Raw genomic sequence first — 17,045 nt, forward strand, 5'->3', positions numbered from 1 at the left:
GCGCATGACTGACGCCCGCACCGTTCTCGTCACCGGCGCATCCCGCGGCATCGGCAAGGCGACCGCCGTCGCCTTCGCCGCGCAGGGCTGCAACGTCGTGCTCACCTCCCGGGACCAGGAGGCGCTCGACGCCGTCGCGGAGGAGATCCGCGCCGCTCACCCGTCCGCGGGGGTGCTCGCCCACGCCGCGCACGCCGCGGAGCCCGACCAGGCCGGCGCCGCCGTCGACGCCGCCATGGCCCGGTTCGGCGCGATCGACGTCCTGGTCAACAACGCCGGCACCAACCCGTACTTCGGCCCGCTCATGGACATCGACCCGGTCCGCGCGGAGAAGACCGCGCGGCTCAACCAGTTCGGCCCCGTGCTGTGGAGCCAGCTGGCCTGGAAGGCGTCGATGTCGTCCCGGGGTGGCGCGATCGTCAACGTCGCCTCCGTCGGCGGGCTGCTCACCGAGCCCGGCATCGGCTACTACAACGCGACGAAGGCCGCGGTCATCCACCTCACCCGCCAGCTCGCCGCCGAGCTCGCCCCAGCGGTCCGGGTCAACGGCGTCGCGCCCGGCATCGTGCGCACCAAGCTCGCCCGCGGGCTGTGGGAGAACAACGAGCAGTACCTCAGCGAGCACCTCCCGCTGGGGCGGATCGGCGAACCCGACGACATCGCCGACGTCATCACCTTCCTGGGCGGGCCGGCGTCGCGCTGGATGACCGGCCAGACGCTCGTCATCGACGGCGGCGCCCAGATCCGCTCCTCGCTGGCCTGACCCCGCCTGTCACGCGTGCCACCCCCGGCCCGGGGGTGGCACGCGTCGCTTTCGTCCCACTGTGCGCAGACGTCGTGCGCAATCACGACAGTTTCGAGCATCGGGCATGCTCGAATGTCTGCTACGGTACGGGACATGTGCGGAATCGTGGGGTACGCCGGTTCGCGTCCGGCCCTGACCATCGTCCTCGACGGCCTGCGCCGGCTGGAGTACCGCGGGTACGACTCCGCCGGGGTCGCCATCGTCGACGACGTCCTGCGCACCGCCAAGCGCGCCGGCAAGCTCGCCAACCTCGAGAAGGCCCTGCAGAGCGAGGACGGCCTCGACACCGGCACCACCGGCATCGGCCACACCCGCTGGGCCACCCACGGCGGCCCCACCGACCGCAACGCGCACCCGCACCGCTCCGTCGACGGCCGGGTCGCCGTCATCCACAACGGCATCATCGAGAACTTCGCGAAGCTGCGCACCGAGCTGGAGCAGCAGGGCATCGAGTTCGCCAGCGACACCGACACCGAGTGCGCGGCGCACCTGCTGAGCTTCGAGGTCTCCCGCAGCCCGGTGGAAGACCCCGCCGAGCGGCTCGCCGACGCGATGCGGGCCGTCTGCCGCCGGCTCGAAGGCGCGTTCACGCTGCTCGCCGTCGACGCCCAGGCCCCGGGCGCCGTCGTCGGCGCGCGCCGCAACTCGCCGCTCGTCGTCGGCCGCGGCGAGGGCGAGAACTACCTCGCCAGCGACGTCGCCGCGTTCATCGAACACACCCGCGAGGCCGTCGAGCTCGGCCAGGACCAGGTCGTGCTGATCACCGGCGACGCCATCGTGATCACCGACTTCCTCGGCAACCCCGCCGAGGGCAAGGACTTCCACATCAACTGGGACATCTCCGCCGCTGAGAAGAGCGGCTACGACTACTTCATGCTCAAGGAGATCGCCGAGCAGCCGCACGCCGTCGCCGAGACCCTCCTCGGGCGGCTCAACGAGCAGGGCGACCTGCTGCTCGACGAGGTGCGCCTCACCGACCAGGACCTCCGCGACGTCGACAAGGTCTTCATCGTCGCGTGCGGCACCGCGTATCACGCCGGCATGGTCGCCAAGTACGCGATCGAACACTGGACCCGCATCCCCTGCGAGGTCGAGCTCGCCAGCGAGTTCCGCTACCGCGACCCCGTCCTGGACCGCTCCACGCTCGTCGTGGCCATCTCCCAGTCCGGCGAGACCATGGACACCCTCATGGCCCTGCGGCACGCGAAGGAACAGAAGGCCCGCGTCCTGGCCATCTGCAACACCAACGGCTCCACCATCCCGCGCGAGTCCGACGCCGTCCTGTACACCCACGCCGGCCCCGAGATCGCGGTCGCCTCGACCAAGGCGTTCCTGACCCAGCTCGTCGCCTGCTACCTGGTCGGCCTGCACCTCGCGCAGGTCCGCGGCATCAAGTACGCCGACGAGGTCGGCGCCGTGGTCGCGCAGCTGCAGGAGATGCCGCAGAAGGTCGAGCAGGTCCTCGCGATGATGGAGCCGATCCGCAAGCTCGCCCGGGAGCTCGCCGACGCCAAGAGCGTCCTGTTCATCGGCCGGCACGTCAGCTACCCGGTCGCCCTCGAAGGCGCGCTCAAGCTCAAGGAGCTCGCCTACATGCACGCCGAAGGGTTCGCCGCCGGCGAGCTGAAGCACGGCCCGATCGCCCTCATCGACGAAGGCACCCCCGTCGTGTGCGTGGTGCCGTCGCCCCGGGGCCGCGGCGTCCTGCACGACAAGGTCGTCTCCAACATCCAGGAGGTACGGGCGCGGGGCGCTCGCACGATCGTGATCGCCGAAGACGGCGACACGGCGGTCGAGCCCTACGCCGACCACCTCTTCCACGTGCCGGTCACCCCGACGCTCCTGGCGCCGCTGGTCACGACCGTGCCGCTGCAGGTCCTCGCCTGCGAGATCGCGTCGGCCCGCGGGCACGACGTCGACCAGCCGCGCAACCTGGCCAAGTCGGTTACCGTCGAATAGGCGTATGTGACAGGCTTGGCGCTGTGATCGTGTCATGAGAGCCGCCTGGCGGGTGGCGCAAGTCCGTGCGGCCGAAGAGGCCTTCATGAAGACCCTGCCCGGCGGTGCGCTCATGCAGCGCGCCGCCGCCGGCCTCGCCAGGCGCTGCGCGCAGACCCTGCCCAAGGTGTACGGCAGCCGCGTCCTGCTCCTCGTCGGCCCGGGCAACAACGGCGGCGACGCGCTCTACGCCGGCGCCTTCCTCGCCCGCCGCGGCGTACACGTCTCAGCGCTGGTCCTGGACCCCTCCCGCGTCCACACCGGGGCGCTCGCCGCCCTGCGCGCCGCCGGCGGCGTTGTCGGTTCATCGTTTGCCGGCGGGTTCGACCTCGTCGTGGACGGCATCCTGGGCATCGGCGGCCGTGGCGGTCTGCGGGAACCGGTCGCGAGCCGGGTCGCCGACGTCGCCGGCGCGCTGCGCGGCACCCCGGTCATCGCCGTCGACGTGCCGTCCGGCGTGGACGCCGACACCGGCGCCGTCACCGGCATGGCCATCCACGCCGACATCACCGTCACCTTCGGCGTCCTCAAGCCCGGCCTGCTCGTCGGCCCCGGCGCCGTCCACAGCGGCCTCGTCGAGCTCGTCGACATCGGCCTGACGCCCTTCCTCACCGGCGACCCCGCCTGCTACGTGCCCGACGCCTCCGACGTCGCCGCCTGGTGGCCCCGCCCCACCGCCGACGACAACAAGTACTCCCGCGGCGTGGTTGGCGTCGCGACCGGCTCCGACGAGTACCCGGGGGCCGCCGTCCTCTCCGTCGCCGGCGCGCTCGCCGGCCCCGCCGGCCTCGTCCGCTACGCCGGCGGCGCGGCCCCACTCGTCCGGATCCAGCACCCGACGGTCATCGCGAGCGACCGGGTCGCCGACGCCGGCCGGGTCCAGGCCTGGACGTGCGGCAGCGGCATGGGCACGGACGAGCGCGCGTACGCCGAGCTGCGCACCGTCCTCGGCGCGCCCGTCCCCGCCTGCCTCGACGCCAGCGCCCTCACCCTGCTCGTCGACGCCCGCATGGCGGACTGGCTCCGCGACCGCGACGCCCCGACCGTCGTCACCCCCCACGACGGCGAGTTCCAGCGCCTCGCCGGCGGCGCCCCCGGCGACGACCGCGTGGCCGCCGCCGCGCACCTCGCCGAGCGCATGGACTGCGTCGTCCTGCTCAAGGGCAACCGCACGATCGTCGCCACCCCCGACGGCCGCGTGTACGTCAACCCGACCGGCACCCCCGCCCTCGCCACCGGCGGCACCGGCGACGTCCTCGCCGGCCTGCTCGGCTCCCTGCTCGCCGCCGGCCTGCCCGCCGAACAGGCGGCGGTCGCGGCTGCCTTCACCCACGGCCTCGCCGGCCGCCTGGCCGCCACCACCGGCCCGGTCACCGCCGCCGACGTCGCCACCCACCTCCGCGAGGCGGTGTCAACCCTGCGCCCCTGACCCCCTCCGGCAATCCGCCCCGACACGCCGATCCCAGTCACGCTGCGTGTTCGCCCGCTCGGAAATTTTTCGGGCGGTGCTAGGGTCGATGAAAGAGGCCGACGACACCGAGCCGGTTCCCGCGGTTCCCCGGTGCTCTCGCAGTCGAGCCACTCCTCGGTCGCGACCGGCCGCAGCTCGTCGAGGTCGCCGACGAGCCGGGGGCGCAGCCACGCCGAGACGGTGTCGTCGAGCGCGTCGCCGCGCCACAGCGCGAGCGCGTCCCGCAGCAGCGCACCGGCCATCGAGAAGTTGCCGATCTGGCCCGGCAGCGCGGTCTCGATGGCTGCCTCCTTCGTGGCTCCCGTGCTCTGCCGATGTCCAAGCCGCGACGCCCGCTCCCACGCATGCCACGACCCCAACTCGCGCGCGGTGCGCTGGCTCGGACCGGGTGTCTGGCTCGGACCGGGTGTCTGGCTCGGACCGGGTGTCTGGCTCGGACCGGGTGTCTGGCTCGGACCGGGTGTCTGGCTCGGACCGGGTGTCTGGCTCGGACCGCGTGTCTGGCTCGACCGCCGCGCAGTCGCTCGGACCGCGTGCCTGGTTTGCGTGGCGTGCCTGGTTTGTGTGGCTCGGCCGCTCGCGGGTCCCGGCTGCGCGTGAAGCGTGGCTGTTCACGGGCTGTGGTTGCGCGTGGGGGATCGGCTGCTCACGGGACGTGGCCGCGCGTGAGGGGGTCGGCCGTTTGTGGGGCGTGGTCGGTCGTGGAGCTGGCTGCTCGTGGGGCGCCTGGATCGCGCGGTTCGGCTCGGCCAGCGCTGAGCGTGGAGCAGCGTTGGGCGTGGAGCGGGTCTGAGCGTGGAGCGGGGCCGGGCGTGGAGCGGGGCTGGGTGTGGAGCAAGGCTGGCGTTGGGTGTGGAGCAAGGGCGGCGGCGTGGAGCAGGGCTGGGCGTGGAGCAGGGCCGGAGCAGGGCTGGAGTCGGGCGCAGAACAGGGCGCAGAAACAGGGCGCGGAACAGGGCGCGGAACAGGGCGTGGAAAGGGCGCGGAACAGGCGGGGAGGTGCCGCTGGAGGTTGGGGCCGGAACTGGGGTTGAGCCGGGTGGTGGGGGCACCGCTTAGGCTTAGGCGCATGTGGCAGGCTCAGGTCCGGATCGACCTCGACGCGATCCGGCACAACGTGGCGACCCTCAAGGGGATGCTGCGGCCTGAAACGGCCCTGATGAGCGTCGTGAAAGCCGACGCGTATGGGCACGGCATGCTGCGCGTCGCAGAGGCCGCCGTGCGGGCCGGGGCGACCTGGCTCGGCACCGCCACGCTCGACGAGGCGCTGGCGCTGCGTGAGCACGGCGTCGGCGGCGGGGTGAAGATCCTTTCGTGGTTGCACAGTCCCGGGCGGCCGCTGGGCGAGGCGGTCGCGGCGGACGTGGACCTGTCGGCGTCGTCGATCGACGCGCTGGACGAGATCGTGGACGCGGCGCGGAAGGTGCGGCGGGTCGCGGCGGTGCATCTGAAGATCGACACGGGGTTGTCGCGGAACGGGGCGGGGCGCGGGGACTGGCCGGCGTTGGTCACGGCGGCGGCGAAGGCGCAGGCCGGCGGGGACGTGGAGATCGCGGCGATCTGGAGTCACTTCGCGTGCGCGGACGAGCCGGGGCACCCGTCGATTCTGCGGCAGCAGCTGGCGTTCGACGAAGCGCTCGACGTGGCGGCCGGGCTGGGGGTCGAGCCGCCGCTGCGGCACTTCGCGAACTCCGCCGCGGCGCTCACGCTGCCCGAGAGCCACTTTGAGCTGGTTCGAGTGGGTTTGTCGACGTATGGGCTCTCGCCCATTCCGGGGGGCGCGCCTGACCTGCGGCCCGCGATGAGTGTCCATGCGCGCGTGGCGCTGGTGAAGGCCGTCCAAGCCGGCGAAGGCGTGTCGTACGGCCACACGTACAAGATTCTCAAGGACACCAAGCTGGCGCTGGTGCCGGTCGGGTACGCCGACGGGGTGCCACGCTCGGCGAGCAGCCGCGGGCTCGTCCACATCGGCGGGAAGGTGCGCCGGGTCGTCGGACGGGTGTGCATGGACCAGATCGTCGTGGACTGCGGCGACGACGACGTCCGCGCCGGCGACGAGGCCGTGCTCTTCGGAGCCGGCACGCGCGGAGAGCCGACCGCCGACGACTGGGCCGTTGCCGCCGACACGATCAACTACGAGATCGTCACGCGGATGGGCAGCAACAGAACGCCGCGGGTGTACCTGGGAGAGAGCGCATGACGGGTAGCGAGGTCGAGAAGAGCAGCCGGCGCCGGAAGGTCGGGATCATCGGCGCGATCCTCGGTGTGGCCGCCGCCGGTGTCGCCGCCGGGGTCGCGACCGAGCGATACCTCGTGCACCGGTCCAAGAACGCCGACGACATCTACGCCGACGAGGAGTTCGGCGTCTGGGACTCCGACGAGGAGCTGACCGTCACCACCGACGACGGCATCGAGCTGCACGTCGAGATCGTGAACGGGCCGGAGGACGGGCCGGAGGACGCGCCCACGCTGGTGTTCGTGCACGGGTTCTGCCTCGACATGGGCACATTCCACTTCCAGCGCAGGGCGCTGGAGGGCAAGCACCGCATGATCTTCTACGACCAGCCGGGCCACGGCCGCTCCGGGAAGCTCCGCAAGGGCGAGTACTCCCTCGACGCCCTCGGCGCGGGGCTCCGCGCGGTCCTGCAGGCGGCCGCCCCGACCGGCCGGGTCGTCCTGATCGGCCACTCCATGGGCGGCATGACCATCATGGCGCTGGCCGAGCAGGTCCCGGAGCTGTTCGAGTCGCGGGTCGACGCCGTCGTGCTGATCTCCACGTCCGCCGGCAAGCTGGACCAGGTCACGTTCGGCCTGCCGGAGGTGGTCGCGAAGTTCAAGCGGCCGCTGCTGCCGGTCGTCGGCATCGCCGGACCGATCAGCTCCGGTGTCGTCGACCGCGCCCGGCGGGCGTCCACCGACCTCGCGTGGCTGCTGACCCGCCGGTACGGCTTCGGCACCGCCCGCCCGAGCCCCGCCCTCGTCTCGTACGTCGAGAAGATGAACACCACCACGTCGACGGACGTGATCGCGCGGTACCTGCGGACCCTCTACACCCACGCCCGGCTGCTGGTCCTCGGGCCGCTGCGCAAGGTGCCGGTGCTGCTCGTCTGCGGCGACCGGGACGTGCTCACCCCGCTCACCCACACCCGGGAGATCGCCGCGGTGCTGCCGGAGGCGGAGCTGGTCGTCGTCGCCGACGGCGGGCACGTCGTGATGCTCGAGCACGCCGAAGAGGTCAACGACGCCATCGAGACGTTCCTGAAGAAGGTCCAGGACCGGTGACGCCGCAAGCGGTACAGCTGCCGACGGCCGCCGACACGCACGAGTTCGGGCGGAAGCTCGCCGCGGTCCTCCACGCCGGGGACATCGTGCTGCTCACCGGGCCGCTCGGCGCCGGCAAGACGGCGCTCGCGCAGGGGATCGGCAAAGGGCTGGACGTGCAGGGCGCGGTGACGTCGCCCACGTTCGTGATCGCCCGCGTGCACCGTCCCGTCGTCGCCGGGCGCCCCGCGATGGTGCACGTCGACGCGTACCGCCTCGGCGACGTCAAGGACCCCATCGGCGAGCTCGACGCCCTCGACCTCGACGCCACCGTCGAGGACTCGGTGACGCTCGTCGAATGGGGTGAGGGGTTCGTCGAGCACCTCGCCGACGACCACCTCGAGCTGCGCCTGACCCGCCACGACGACGACACGCGCACCGTCACCGTCGTCCCGCACGGCGCCGGCTGGCCCGCCCGGGTGGCACATCTCGTACCGGCGAAGAAAACGCCATGAAGCAGCGCTGAAGCCTAGGCGGGCTGCAGGACTTCCCAGACGTCGATCGATGTGCCTTCGTCGTCGGTCCGGCGGGCCAGCAGGTGCCGCCCCTGGTGGCAGAACGCGGTCCGGACCTGCCGCGCCGGCGACAGGTCCGCGCGGAACACCTCCGCCTCCGTCTCGACATCCCGCACGCACACCGAGCCGTCGAGCACCGCGGCCCGCAGCCGCCCGTCGGGGCTCGCCATCTCGGTCGCGAACGCGTCCGCGCGGCTCGTGCCCGTGTAGCCGGCGAACCGCCGCATCAGGTCCTCCCCGACGATCCGGTCGAGCCGCGCCCCGGTCGCCAGGTCCCACACGGTGGCCACGTCCCGCCGGTACCGGCCGACGCTCGCCGCACCCTCACCGGACGCGACGAGCCGCCACTCGCCCTCGTTGACGAGGACCGCGTCGGGCCGGTGCCCGTCGGAGAAGCTGCTGGTCATGCGCCCCGACAGGACGTCCCAGACGGCGAAGTGCCCGTCGGCGTCCCAGGTGACCAGCGCCAGCTGCTGGTTGGGGCCGAGCGCCACCTGCCCGTGCTGCGGGCGGCCGGCGCCGCGACCGGGGCGCAGCTCCGTGACCAGGGCACCGCTGTCGACCGCGCGGACCTTCACGTATTCGCCGGTCCGCGACCACTCGACCAGCATCCGGCGGTCCGGCATCAGCAGCCAGTCGCCCGCGACCCGCAGGTGGTGCCGCTTCGCGAGCTGGAACCGTTCGGCGGTCGGCACGATCCGCACGTGCGCCGCGGCCGCGCCCGACACCACCATGCCGCCGACCGGCACGCGGTGCTCCAGCAGCACGCCGCCGGTGCGTCCCGCGGTGAGGTCGAAGACCCGGTCGTCGGCGGTGCGGACCTGCGCGAGCGGCGCGCCCGCCGGATACGGCTCGCCCTCCTTCGCCAGCCAGCGCACCAGCCGCCCCCGCCCGCCGGGGACCGTCCACGCGAGCGGCTCGACCCGCCACGGCGCGGGGTCCGCCGGCAGCGTCCGCGTCCCCCTGTCGCCGGCCAGCCGGGCCGCGCCGCGCAGCATCGCCAGCTCCGGCTCCGGCGGCCGTGTCACCGGACGGCCGAGCCCCGCGTGCAGCGCCTGCGCCACCCCGGGCAGGTGCGAGCAGCCACCGTTGAGCACCACGGCCGCCAGCTCCGCCGGCACGATCCCGGCCCGCGCGACCACCGCCCGGCAGCTGGCGATCAGCCACCGGTTCGCCGGTTCGGTCAGCTGCTCCAGAAGGTTCCGGCGGATGGTGTACGGCGGAGCTCCCGGCTCGACCTGGTCCGTCGCCTCCGGCGCCTCGCTCAACCGATGCTTGAGCCTGCGCACGATGTCGAGAGCATGGAGGTTGGCCCGCACGCTGGTGTCGCCGCCGGCCGCGAACGCGGGCTCCACCCACTCCGCCAGGGTGGCGCGCAGGTCCGCGGCGAGCACCACGTCGAGGTCGCGCCCGCTGCCGGAGCTCTCCTGGCTCAACGGCACCGCCATCCCGCGCTGCACCTGCGTCAGCGTGGCGCTCCAGGTCGCCCCGAGGTCGCAGACCAGCACGTACGCGCCGTCGGGCAGGTCCAGCTGCGCCAGCGGGTCGGCGACCGCCGCCGACGGGTCGTGCACCAGCTCCACGTCGGGGAACCCGGCGACCGCCGCGGCCGTCACCAGCATCTCCCTGCGCGGGTCGTGCGTCCGGTACGCCGCCGGCACCGTCACCGCGAGCCGCCTGACGTCGCCGTGCTGCCGCCTCGCCTCCTGGACGACCGCGTCGAGCGCCGCCGCGACCAGCTCGGCGCCGTTGACCAGCTGGTCGCCGAGCCAGATCGGGGCGTTCGCGTCGACGGCCCGCCGCACCCCGTCGACGTAGTGCCGTGGATGCTGGTTCCTGAGCTGCTCCCCGGCGACCAGCCGCTTGCTCGCCGGGTCGAGGCTCGCCCCGCCGGGCCAGCGGGCGGCGCCGGTCGCCGGATCCCGCACGAGATGCAACTGGTCCCGCGTGACGACGGCGGCGGACAGTGCCCAGGACCCCAGGTCCACGACCAGGACCGGCTCAGTCATACCGCTCTCCCTGCCGCGCGCGGGTCGATGTCGGCCGATGCTAGGCCTGGCTCGTTGCGGGCCTGTTAACTGACGCGGACGACGACCGCGGGAAGTGTCGGACCCGGTCGGTAGAGTTGGCGGCGTGCTGGTGATGGTGGTGGACTCCTCGACGCCCGCGGTGACGGCCGCGCTCGTCCGCGTCGACGAGCTCGCGGTCACCGTCGTCGCCGAGCGCGTCACCGTCGACGGCAAGGCCCACGGTGAGCTGCTCGCCCCGCAGATCCATGCGGTCCTCGCCGAAGGTGAGGTGGCGCCCGGCGACCTGGCCGCGGTCGTCGCCGGCACCGGCCCCGGCCCGTTCACCGGCCTGCGCGCCGGCATGGTCACCGCCGCCGCCCTCGCCCACGCCCTCGACGTCCCGGTCTATGGCGTCTGCTCCCTCGACGGCATCGGCCACCCCCTCCCCGGCCGCGTCCTCGTCGCCACCGACGCCCGCCGCAAGGAGATCTACTGGTCCGTCCACCACGACGGCACCCGCGTGACCGATCCCGCCGTCGACAAGCCCGCGGCGGTGGCCGCCGCGATCGCCGCCGGGGAGGTGCCTGCCGTCGACGGGGCGGCGGGTGACGGCGCCGGGAAGTATGCCGATGTGCTCGGCCTGCCGGTGCTGCCGCTGTTGTACCCGTCCGCGCGGGCGCTCGCCGAGCTGGCCGCCGACCGGGTCCTGTCCAAGGCGCCCAGCGAGGCGCTCGTCCCGCTCTACCTGCGCAGGCCCGACGCCGTCGCGCCCGGCGAGCGGAAGCCGGCGCTGCGGTGAGCGTCCAGCTGGCCGAGCTCCGCTGGTTTCACATCGAGTCGCTGCTGCCGATCGAGGACGAGCTGTTCGGTGAGGAGCGATGGTCCGCGGGCATGTTCTGGAATGAGCTGGCCAACGGTCACCACTATCTCGTGGCCCTCGACGGTGAGCGGGTCGTCGGCTATGCCGGGCTGGCCCTCGCCCCGCCCGACGAGGCGTGGATCCAGAATGTCGGGGTCCGCAAGGACGCGCAGCGGCAGGGCATCGGGCGGCGGCTGCTCGAGGCGCTGCTCGACGAGGCGGCCCGGCACGGCATCCAGCAGGTGCTGCTCGAGGTCGCCGTCGACAACCTGCCCGCGCAGAAGCTGTATGCCGGCTACGGGTTCGAGGGTGTCGGCGTCCGCAAGGGCTACTACCAGCCGAGCAACACGGATGCGTTGGTGATGAGACGTGAAGACTGAGCCCCTCGTCCTCGGCATCGAGACGTCCTGCGACGAGACGGGCGTCGGCATCGTCCGCGGGCACACGCTGCTCGCCGACGAGGTCGCGTCCAGCGTGGAGGAGCACGCGCGGTTCGGCGGGGTCGTCCCCGAGGTCGCCAGCCGCGCCCACTTCGAGGCGATGGTCCCGACCGTCCAGCGCGCCCTCGGCACCGCGGGGATCACGCTCGGCGACGTCGACGCGATCGCCGTCACCGCCGGGCCCGGGCTCGCCGGTGCGCTGCTCGTCGGTGTCGCCGCGGCCAAGGCGTATGCGCTCGCCGCCGGCAAGCCGATCTATGGCGTCAACCACCTCGCCGCGCACGTCGCCGTCGACACCCTCGAGCACGGCCCGCTGCCCGAGCCGGCGATCGCGCTCCTCGTCTCCGGCGGCCACTCGTCGCTGCTGCGGGTCGACGACCTCGCCGGCCGGGTCGAGCCGCTCGGTGCCACCATCGACGACGCCGCGGGGGAGGCGTTCGACAAGGTCGCGCGGCTGCTCGGGCTGCCGTTCCCGGGCGGCCCGCCGATCGACCGCGCCGCCCGCGACGGGCAGATCGTCATTCCGTTCCCGCGCGGGCTGACCGCCGCCCGGGACCTGGTCGAGCACCGGTTCGACTTCTCGTTCTCGGGTCTGAAGACCGCGGTCGCCCGCTGGGTCGAGGCCCGGCAGCGCACCGGCGAGCCGGTCCCCGTCAACGACGTCGCCGCCAGCTTCCAGGAGGCGGTCTGCGACGTGCTCACCGCCAAGGCCGTCGACGCCTGCCTCGCCGGCGGCGTGCGGACCCTCGTCATCGGCGGCGGCGTCGCCGCCAACTCCCGCATCCGCGCCCTCGCCCAGGAGCGCTGCGACAAGCACGGCATCACGCTGCGCGTCCCGCGCCCCAAGCTCTGCACCGACAACGGCGCCATGGTCGCCGCCCTCGGCTCCCACCTCGTCGCCGCCGGCACCGCCCCGGGCCGGCTCGCCCTGCCCACCGACTCCGCGATGCCGATCACCCTCGTCACCGCCTGACCAGCAGCACCCCTGCACAGCGGAAGCCACCGCCCAGCGAGCGCGTCCACCCGCCGGGCGGCGGCGTTGGCGGGAGCGGCTGTTTGAAGGAGCGGCCGTCCGGCGGGCGGAGTCGTTCGGCGGGAGCGGCCGTCCGGCGGGGGAGCCGTTTGGCAGGAAGAGTTGTTCGACGGGGAGTGGCTGTTCGGCGGGGGAGCCGTTTGGCGGGAGCGGCCGTTCGACCTGCACAGCGGAATTCACCGTTCGCCGGGGGAGTAGAGCGACCAACCGGAGCAGCCAGGCCGCAGGAGCGGGCCGATCAGCCGGAGCAGCCAGGCCGCAGGAGTGGGCCGACCAGCCGGAGCAGCCGGTCCGCCGCAGTGGGCGGCCAGTCAGAGCAGGCGGCTCGCAGGGGGCGGTCGGTGGGGTGGCATGGTGGGCAGGAGCGGGAAGGACGGTGGGAGTGGCATGGGAGTAGAGTCCAGCGCCGTGATCGTGCGCATGTGGGAGGTCCGGGCGCACCCGGAGGCGTTCGACGAGCTGCTGTCGTGGGTGTGTGAGGCGATGCTGCCCAAGGTCGAGGTGCATCCGTTGCACATCAGCAGTGAGGTGTACTCGTCGACGGACCATCGGCTGGTGGTGATCGCGAAGTGGCGGGGGAGCACGCCTGAGGAGTTCGCGGACCCGCCGTCGCATCTCGTGTCGCGGCGGCCGCAGGCGTGGGACTTCACCGAGGTCGACCGCTGAGGACGGGGCGCGGGGGCGGTCCGGCGGGCGGAAAATGTAAGGCGTCCGACCGGTCTTCCGGGTTACCGTCGGCGGGCCATGAAACGGTTGCCGATCGACGAGCCGGGGGAGCCTGACAGCAGGTCCGCCGCGCGGTTTCTGCTGTGGGTGCTGCGGCACCAGCTGCCGACGATCATCGCGGGGATCGCGCTCGGGATCGTCTGGATGGTGAGTCAGGCGCTCGTGCCGGCGGCGCTCGGTGCGGGGGTCGACGCGTTGACCAGCCATGACCGGGGTGCGCTGGGCGTGGCGGGTGGGGCGCTGCTCGGGCTCGGGACGGTGACCGCGGTCAGCGGCATCATGCGGCACCGGTTCGCCGTCACGAACTTCCTGTCCGCCGGGTTCCGGACCATGCAGGTCACCGCCCGGCACGCGACGCGGCTCGGGGCGACCCTGCCGAAGAAGGTCGCCACCGGCGAGGTCGTGAGCATCGGCACCACGGACTTCGACCACGTCGGGTACGCGATGGACGTCACCGCCCGCGGGGGTGGGGCCGTCGTCGCGATCGTCGTCGTGTCCGTGCTGCTGCTCGACGTGTCGGTGCCGCTCGGGCTCGTCGTCGTCATCGGCGTGCCGCTGCTCGTGGCCGTCGTGGGGCTGCTGCTCAAGCCGCTGCACCAGCGTCGCCGCGCGCAGCGGGAGCTCGCCGGCGCGCTCACCGGCCGCGCCGCCGACATCGTGTCGGGGCTGCGGATCCTGCGCGGCATCGGCGGTGAGGACGTCGTGTCGGGGCGGTACAGGACCGAGTCGCAGCAGGTGCGCGCCGCCGGCATCCGGGTCGCGAAGGTCGAGACGCTCCTCGAAGGCGCCCAGATCCTGCTGCCGGGGCTGTTCGTCGCGCTGGTCACGTGGCTCGGCGCCAGGTTCGCCGTCGCGGGCAGGATCACGCCGGGTGAGCTGGTCGCGTTCTACGCGTACGCGGCGTTTCTCGTCAGCCCGCTGCGGACGCTCACCGAGGTCGCGGAGAAGGTGACCCGCGGGCACGTCGCCGCCGGCCGCGTCGTGTCGCTGCTGCGCGTCGAGCCCGAGCTGCACGACCCCGCCCGTCCGGAGGCGCCGCACGACGGCGACCTCGAAGACCCCGGGTCGGGCTTCACCGCGGGCCACGGCCGGCTCACCGCCATCGCCGCCGCCCGCCCCGAGCACGCCGCGGCCATCGCCGACCGGATCGGCCTGCTCGACCCCGGGTCGGAGGCGAGGCTGCTCGGCGTGCCGCTGCGGACCATGCGGATCGACGACGTCAGGTCGCACGTGGTCGTCGCCGACAACGACGACCGGCTCTTCCGCGGGCGGCTCCGTGACGAACTGGGCGGCCACCAAACCACCAAGAGCGACCAAACCACCAAGAGCGACCAAACCACGAAGAGCGACCAAACCACGAAGAGCGACCAAACCACGAAGAGCGACACCGCCGTGCTGGGCGCGCTGGAGACGGCCGCGGCGCAGGACATCGTCGACGCGCTCCCCGACGGGCTCGACACGGAGATCGCCGAGCGGGGGCGCGACTTCTCCGGCGGGCAGCAGCAGCGGCTGCGGCTCGCCCGCGTGCTCGCCCTCGACCCGCCGGTCCTGGTGCTCGTCGAACCCACCAGCGCCGTCGACACCCACACCGAGGCCCTCATCGCGCGGCGCCTGCCGGCCGCCCGCGCCGGCAGGACCACCGTCGTGTGCACCACCAGCCCGCTGCTGCTGGACCGGGCCGACGTGGTCGCGTTCGTCGACGCCACCGGCCGGGTCGCCGCCACCGGCACCCACCGCGAGCTGCTCGCCACCTGCCCCGCGTACAGCGCGACCGTCACCAGGGAGGAGGAAGCCTGATGCTGCTGCCCGTCGCCTCCGGTGCCGAGGTCCGCGCGTACCTGCGGCGGCTCGTCCGCGAGCACCCGCGGATGCTGGCGCTGGTCGTCACCCTGCACGTCAGCGCCGCCGTCGCCGGTCTCGTCACCCCGCGCCTGCTGGGCGACCTGGTCGAGAAGACCTCCGCCGGCACCACCACCTGGACCGTCGACCGGATCGCGCTCACCATCACCGGTTTCGTCGTCGCCGTGTCGGTGCTGGTGCGCTACGCCAGACTCGCCTCCGCCCGCCTCGGCGAACAGGTCCTCGCGACGCTGCGGGAGGAGTTCGTCGACCGGGTCCTCGCCGTCCCACCGTCCACGGTGGAGCGTGCCGGCACCGGCGACCTGCTCACCCGGGCGTCCCGTGACGTCGAGGGGACCTCGGACACGGTCCGGTTCGCCGTGCCGGAGGTCGTCGTCGGCATCCTGCAGGTCATCCTGACGATCGGCGCCGTCGCGCTCGTGTCGCCGCTGTTGCTGCTGCCGGCCCTCGTCGCCGTGCCGATCCTGTGGGGTGGTTCGCGCTGGTACTTCCGGCGGGCGCCGGCCGGATACCTCGCGGCCAGCGCCGCGTTCGCCGAGCTGACCGACGGGCTCGCCGAGACCGTCGAGGGCGCCCGGACCGTGGACGTCCTGCGGCTGCGGCGGCGCCGGGTCGAGCGCACCCAGGAGCACCTGCGCGGCCTGTACGACCGGAACATGTACACGCTGAAGCTGCGCACCGTCTGGTTCCCGCTGACGGAGTTCGGCTACGCGCTGCCGGGCGCGGTCACGCTCGTCGCCGGCGGGTGGTTCGTCGCCGAGGGGTGGGCGACGGTCGGCCAGGTCACCGCGGCCGTCCTGTACTTCCTGGCGCTCATCGACCCCCTCGACCGGGTCCTGTCGTGGTTCGACCACCTGCAGGTCGGGTTCGCCTCGTTCGCCCGGATCGTCGGCGTCCAGTCGGTGCCGGTCCCCGCCACCGGTGCCGCCGCGGTCCCCGCCGACGAGCGGATCGTCGCGCGGGGGGTGCGGTACGCGTACGTCGACGGCCGCGACGTCCTGCACGGCATCGACCTGGAGGTCCGGCCCGGGGAACGGCTCGCGATCGTCGGCCCGTCCGGCGCCGGCAAGTCCACCCTCGGCCGGCTCCTCGCCGGCATCTACCCGCCGGGCGGCGGCACCGTCACCATCGGCGGCGTCCCGCTGTCGGACCTGCCGCTGTCGTCGCTGCGCCGGCATGTCGCCCTCGTCACACAGGAGCACCACGTCTTCCTCGGGACCGTCCGCGACAACCTCGTCCTCGCCCGCCCGTCGGCGACGACCGCGGACCTCCGGCACGCGCTCGCCACCGTCGACGCCCTCGACTGGGTCGACGCCCTGCCCGCCGGCCTCGACACCGTCCTCGGCGAGCCGCCGCTGTCCCCGGCCCAGGCGCAGCAGCTCGCCCTGGCCCGGCTCGTCCTCGCCGACCCGCACACGCTGGTCCTGGACGAGGCGACGTCCCTCATCGACCCCCGTGCCGCCCGCCACCTGGAGCGTTCACTGGCGGGCGCGCTGCACGGGCGGACCGTCATCGCCATCGCGCACCGGCTGTTCTCCGCCCACGACGCGGACCGGGTCGCCGTCGTCGAGGACGGCCGGATCACCGAGCTCGGCACCCACGACGACCTGGTGGCCGCCGGCGGTGCCTACGCCGCCCTGTGGCGGTCCTGGCACGGCACCACCCACCAGCCCACGGCGTAGCGGGTCAGTGGAACGCGGCGTAGACGAGGCCCAGCAGGACGGCCGCGACCAGCGCGATCGCGAACACCCACAGCACGTGGCGGTCGTTCGACGCGCCCGCGGGCACCGGCGTCGGTGCCGGTGGCAGCGCCGGCAGGTCGTGGGTGGCGGCGCGCAGCTCGGCGAGGGTCTTCGCGGCGAGGACGGTGTCGCAGCGGTCGGTGAACTCGTCCAGGGTGAGGCGGCCGGCCTGGGTGTGGTGCTGGAGCGCGTCGATCACCCGCCGGCGGTCCTCGTCGGAGGCGCGCATGGCCGGCGCGTGCGGGCGGGCCTCGTCCGGCGGGGCA

The 17,045-nt window shown here is 73.5% G+C and carries 14 protein-coding genes; 12 read left to right on the forward strand and 2 right to left on the reverse strand.

The window, feature by feature from the left end:
- Positions 1-4 precede the first annotated feature (4 nt).
- The 6 genes from AB0I21_RS00400 (at position 5) to tsaE (ending at position 8,050) form a co-directional block, all read left to right on the forward strand.
- Positions 5-763, forward strand: coding sequence for an SDR family oxidoreductase (locus AB0I21_RS00400; protein ID WP_344501808.1), 759 nt, complete (start codon positions 5-7; stop codon positions 761-763).
- 135 nt (positions 764-898) lie between these two features.
- The gene (gene glmS / locus AB0I21_RS00405) at positions 899-2,764 is read left to right on the forward strand and encodes a glutamine--fructose-6-phosphate transaminase (isomerizing) (RefSeq protein WP_360557922.1); all 1,866 of its coding nucleotides are present in this window, start codon (positions 899-901) and stop codon (positions 2,762-2,764) included.
- Between the two features lie 34 nt (positions 2,765-2,798).
- Complete coding sequence (locus AB0I21_RS00410; RefSeq protein WP_360557923.1) at positions 2,799-4,232, forward strand: NAD(P)H-hydrate dehydratase; 1,434 nt, start codon at positions 2,799-2,801, stop codon at positions 4,230-4,232.
- Between the two features lie 1,111 nt (positions 4,233-5,343).
- Positions 5,344-6,474 (forward strand): alanine racemase, encoded by a 1,131-nt coding sequence (gene alr / locus AB0I21_RS00415; protein ID WP_360558110.1) that lies wholly within the window; start codon positions 5,344-5,346, stop codon positions 6,472-6,474.
- Positions 6,471-7,556, forward strand: a complete 1,086-nt coding sequence (locus tag AB0I21_RS00420; protein WP_360557925.1) for an alpha/beta hydrolase — start codon at positions 6,471-6,473, stop codon at positions 7,554-7,556. The genes alr and AB0I21_RS00420 overlap by 4 nt, the downstream gene beginning before the upstream one ends.
- A complete protein-coding gene (gene tsaE, locus AB0I21_RS00425) occupies positions 7,553-8,050 on the forward strand; it encodes a tRNA (adenosine(37)-N6)-threonylcarbamoyltransferase complex ATPase subunit type 1 TsaE (protein ID WP_360557927.1) in 498 nt (165 codons plus the stop codon). Before AB0I21_RS00420 ends, tsaE begins: the two co-directional genes overlap by 4 nt.
- A 14-nt stretch (positions 8,051-8,064) precedes the next feature.
- Here tsaE and AB0I21_RS00430 read toward each other — a convergent pair whose 3' ends face one another.
- Entirely contained in the window at positions 8,065-10,119 is a 2,055-nt protein-coding gene (locus AB0I21_RS00430; RefSeq protein ID WP_360557929.1) for an Hsp70 family protein, read from the reverse strand.
- Positions 10,120-10,243: 124 nt separating this feature from the next.
- On the opposite strand from AB0I21_RS00430, the gene tsaB reads away from it, so the two are divergent.
- The 6 genes from tsaB (at position 10,244) to AB0I21_RS00460 (ending at position 16,719) form a co-directional block, all read left to right on the forward strand.
- A complete protein-coding gene (gene tsaB / locus AB0I21_RS00435) occupies positions 10,244-10,918 on the forward strand; it encodes a tRNA (adenosine(37)-N6)-threonylcarbamoyltransferase complex dimerization subunit type 1 TsaB (protein WP_360557930.1) in 675 nt (224 codons plus the stop codon).
- A complete protein-coding gene (gene rimI, locus AB0I21_RS00440; protein ID WP_344501800.1) occupies positions 10,915-11,358 on the forward strand; it encodes a ribosomal protein S18-alanine N-acetyltransferase in 444 nt (147 codons plus the stop codon). Before tsaB ends, rimI begins: the two co-directional genes overlap by 4 nt.
- Positions 11,348-12,391, forward strand: coding sequence for a tRNA (adenosine(37)-N6)-threonylcarbamoyltransferase complex transferase subunit TsaD (gene tsaD, locus AB0I21_RS00445; RefSeq protein WP_360557932.1), 1,044 nt, complete (start codon positions 11,348-11,350; stop codon positions 12,389-12,391). The genes rimI and tsaD overlap by 11 nt, the downstream gene beginning before the upstream one ends.
- Before the next feature lie 468 nt (positions 12,392-12,859).
- Positions 12,860-13,117 (forward strand): hypothetical protein, encoded by a 258-nt coding sequence (locus AB0I21_RS00450; RefSeq protein ID WP_344501918.1) that lies wholly within the window; start codon positions 12,860-12,862, stop codon positions 13,115-13,117.
- Positions 13,118-13,195: 78 nt separating this feature from the next.
- On the forward strand, positions 13,196-14,974 hold the full coding sequence (locus tag AB0I21_RS00455) for an ABC transporter ATP-binding protein (protein ID WP_360557934.1): 1,779 nt from the start codon (positions 13,196-13,198) through the stop codon (positions 14,972-14,974).
- Complete coding sequence (locus AB0I21_RS00460; RefSeq protein WP_360557936.1) at positions 14,974-16,719, forward strand: ABC transporter ATP-binding protein; 1,746 nt, start codon at positions 14,974-14,976, stop codon at positions 16,717-16,719. The genes AB0I21_RS00455 and AB0I21_RS00460 overlap by 1 nt, the downstream gene beginning before the upstream one ends.
- 4 nt (positions 16,720-16,723) lie before the next feature.
- Here the strand turns inward: AB0I21_RS00460 and AB0I21_RS00465 are convergent, their stop codons facing one another.
- Positions 16,724-17,008, reverse strand: coding sequence for a DUF1707 domain-containing protein (locus AB0I21_RS00465; RefSeq protein WP_360557938.1), 285 nt, complete (start codon positions 17,006-17,008; stop codon positions 16,724-16,726).
- Positions 17,009-17,045 lie beyond the last annotated feature (37 nt).

The organism is Dactylosporangium sp. NPDC050588, assembly GCF_040654975.1.
Classification (GTDB): Bacteria; Actinomycetota; Actinomycetes; order Mycobacteriales; family Micromonosporaceae; genus Dactylosporangium; species Dactylosporangium maewongense.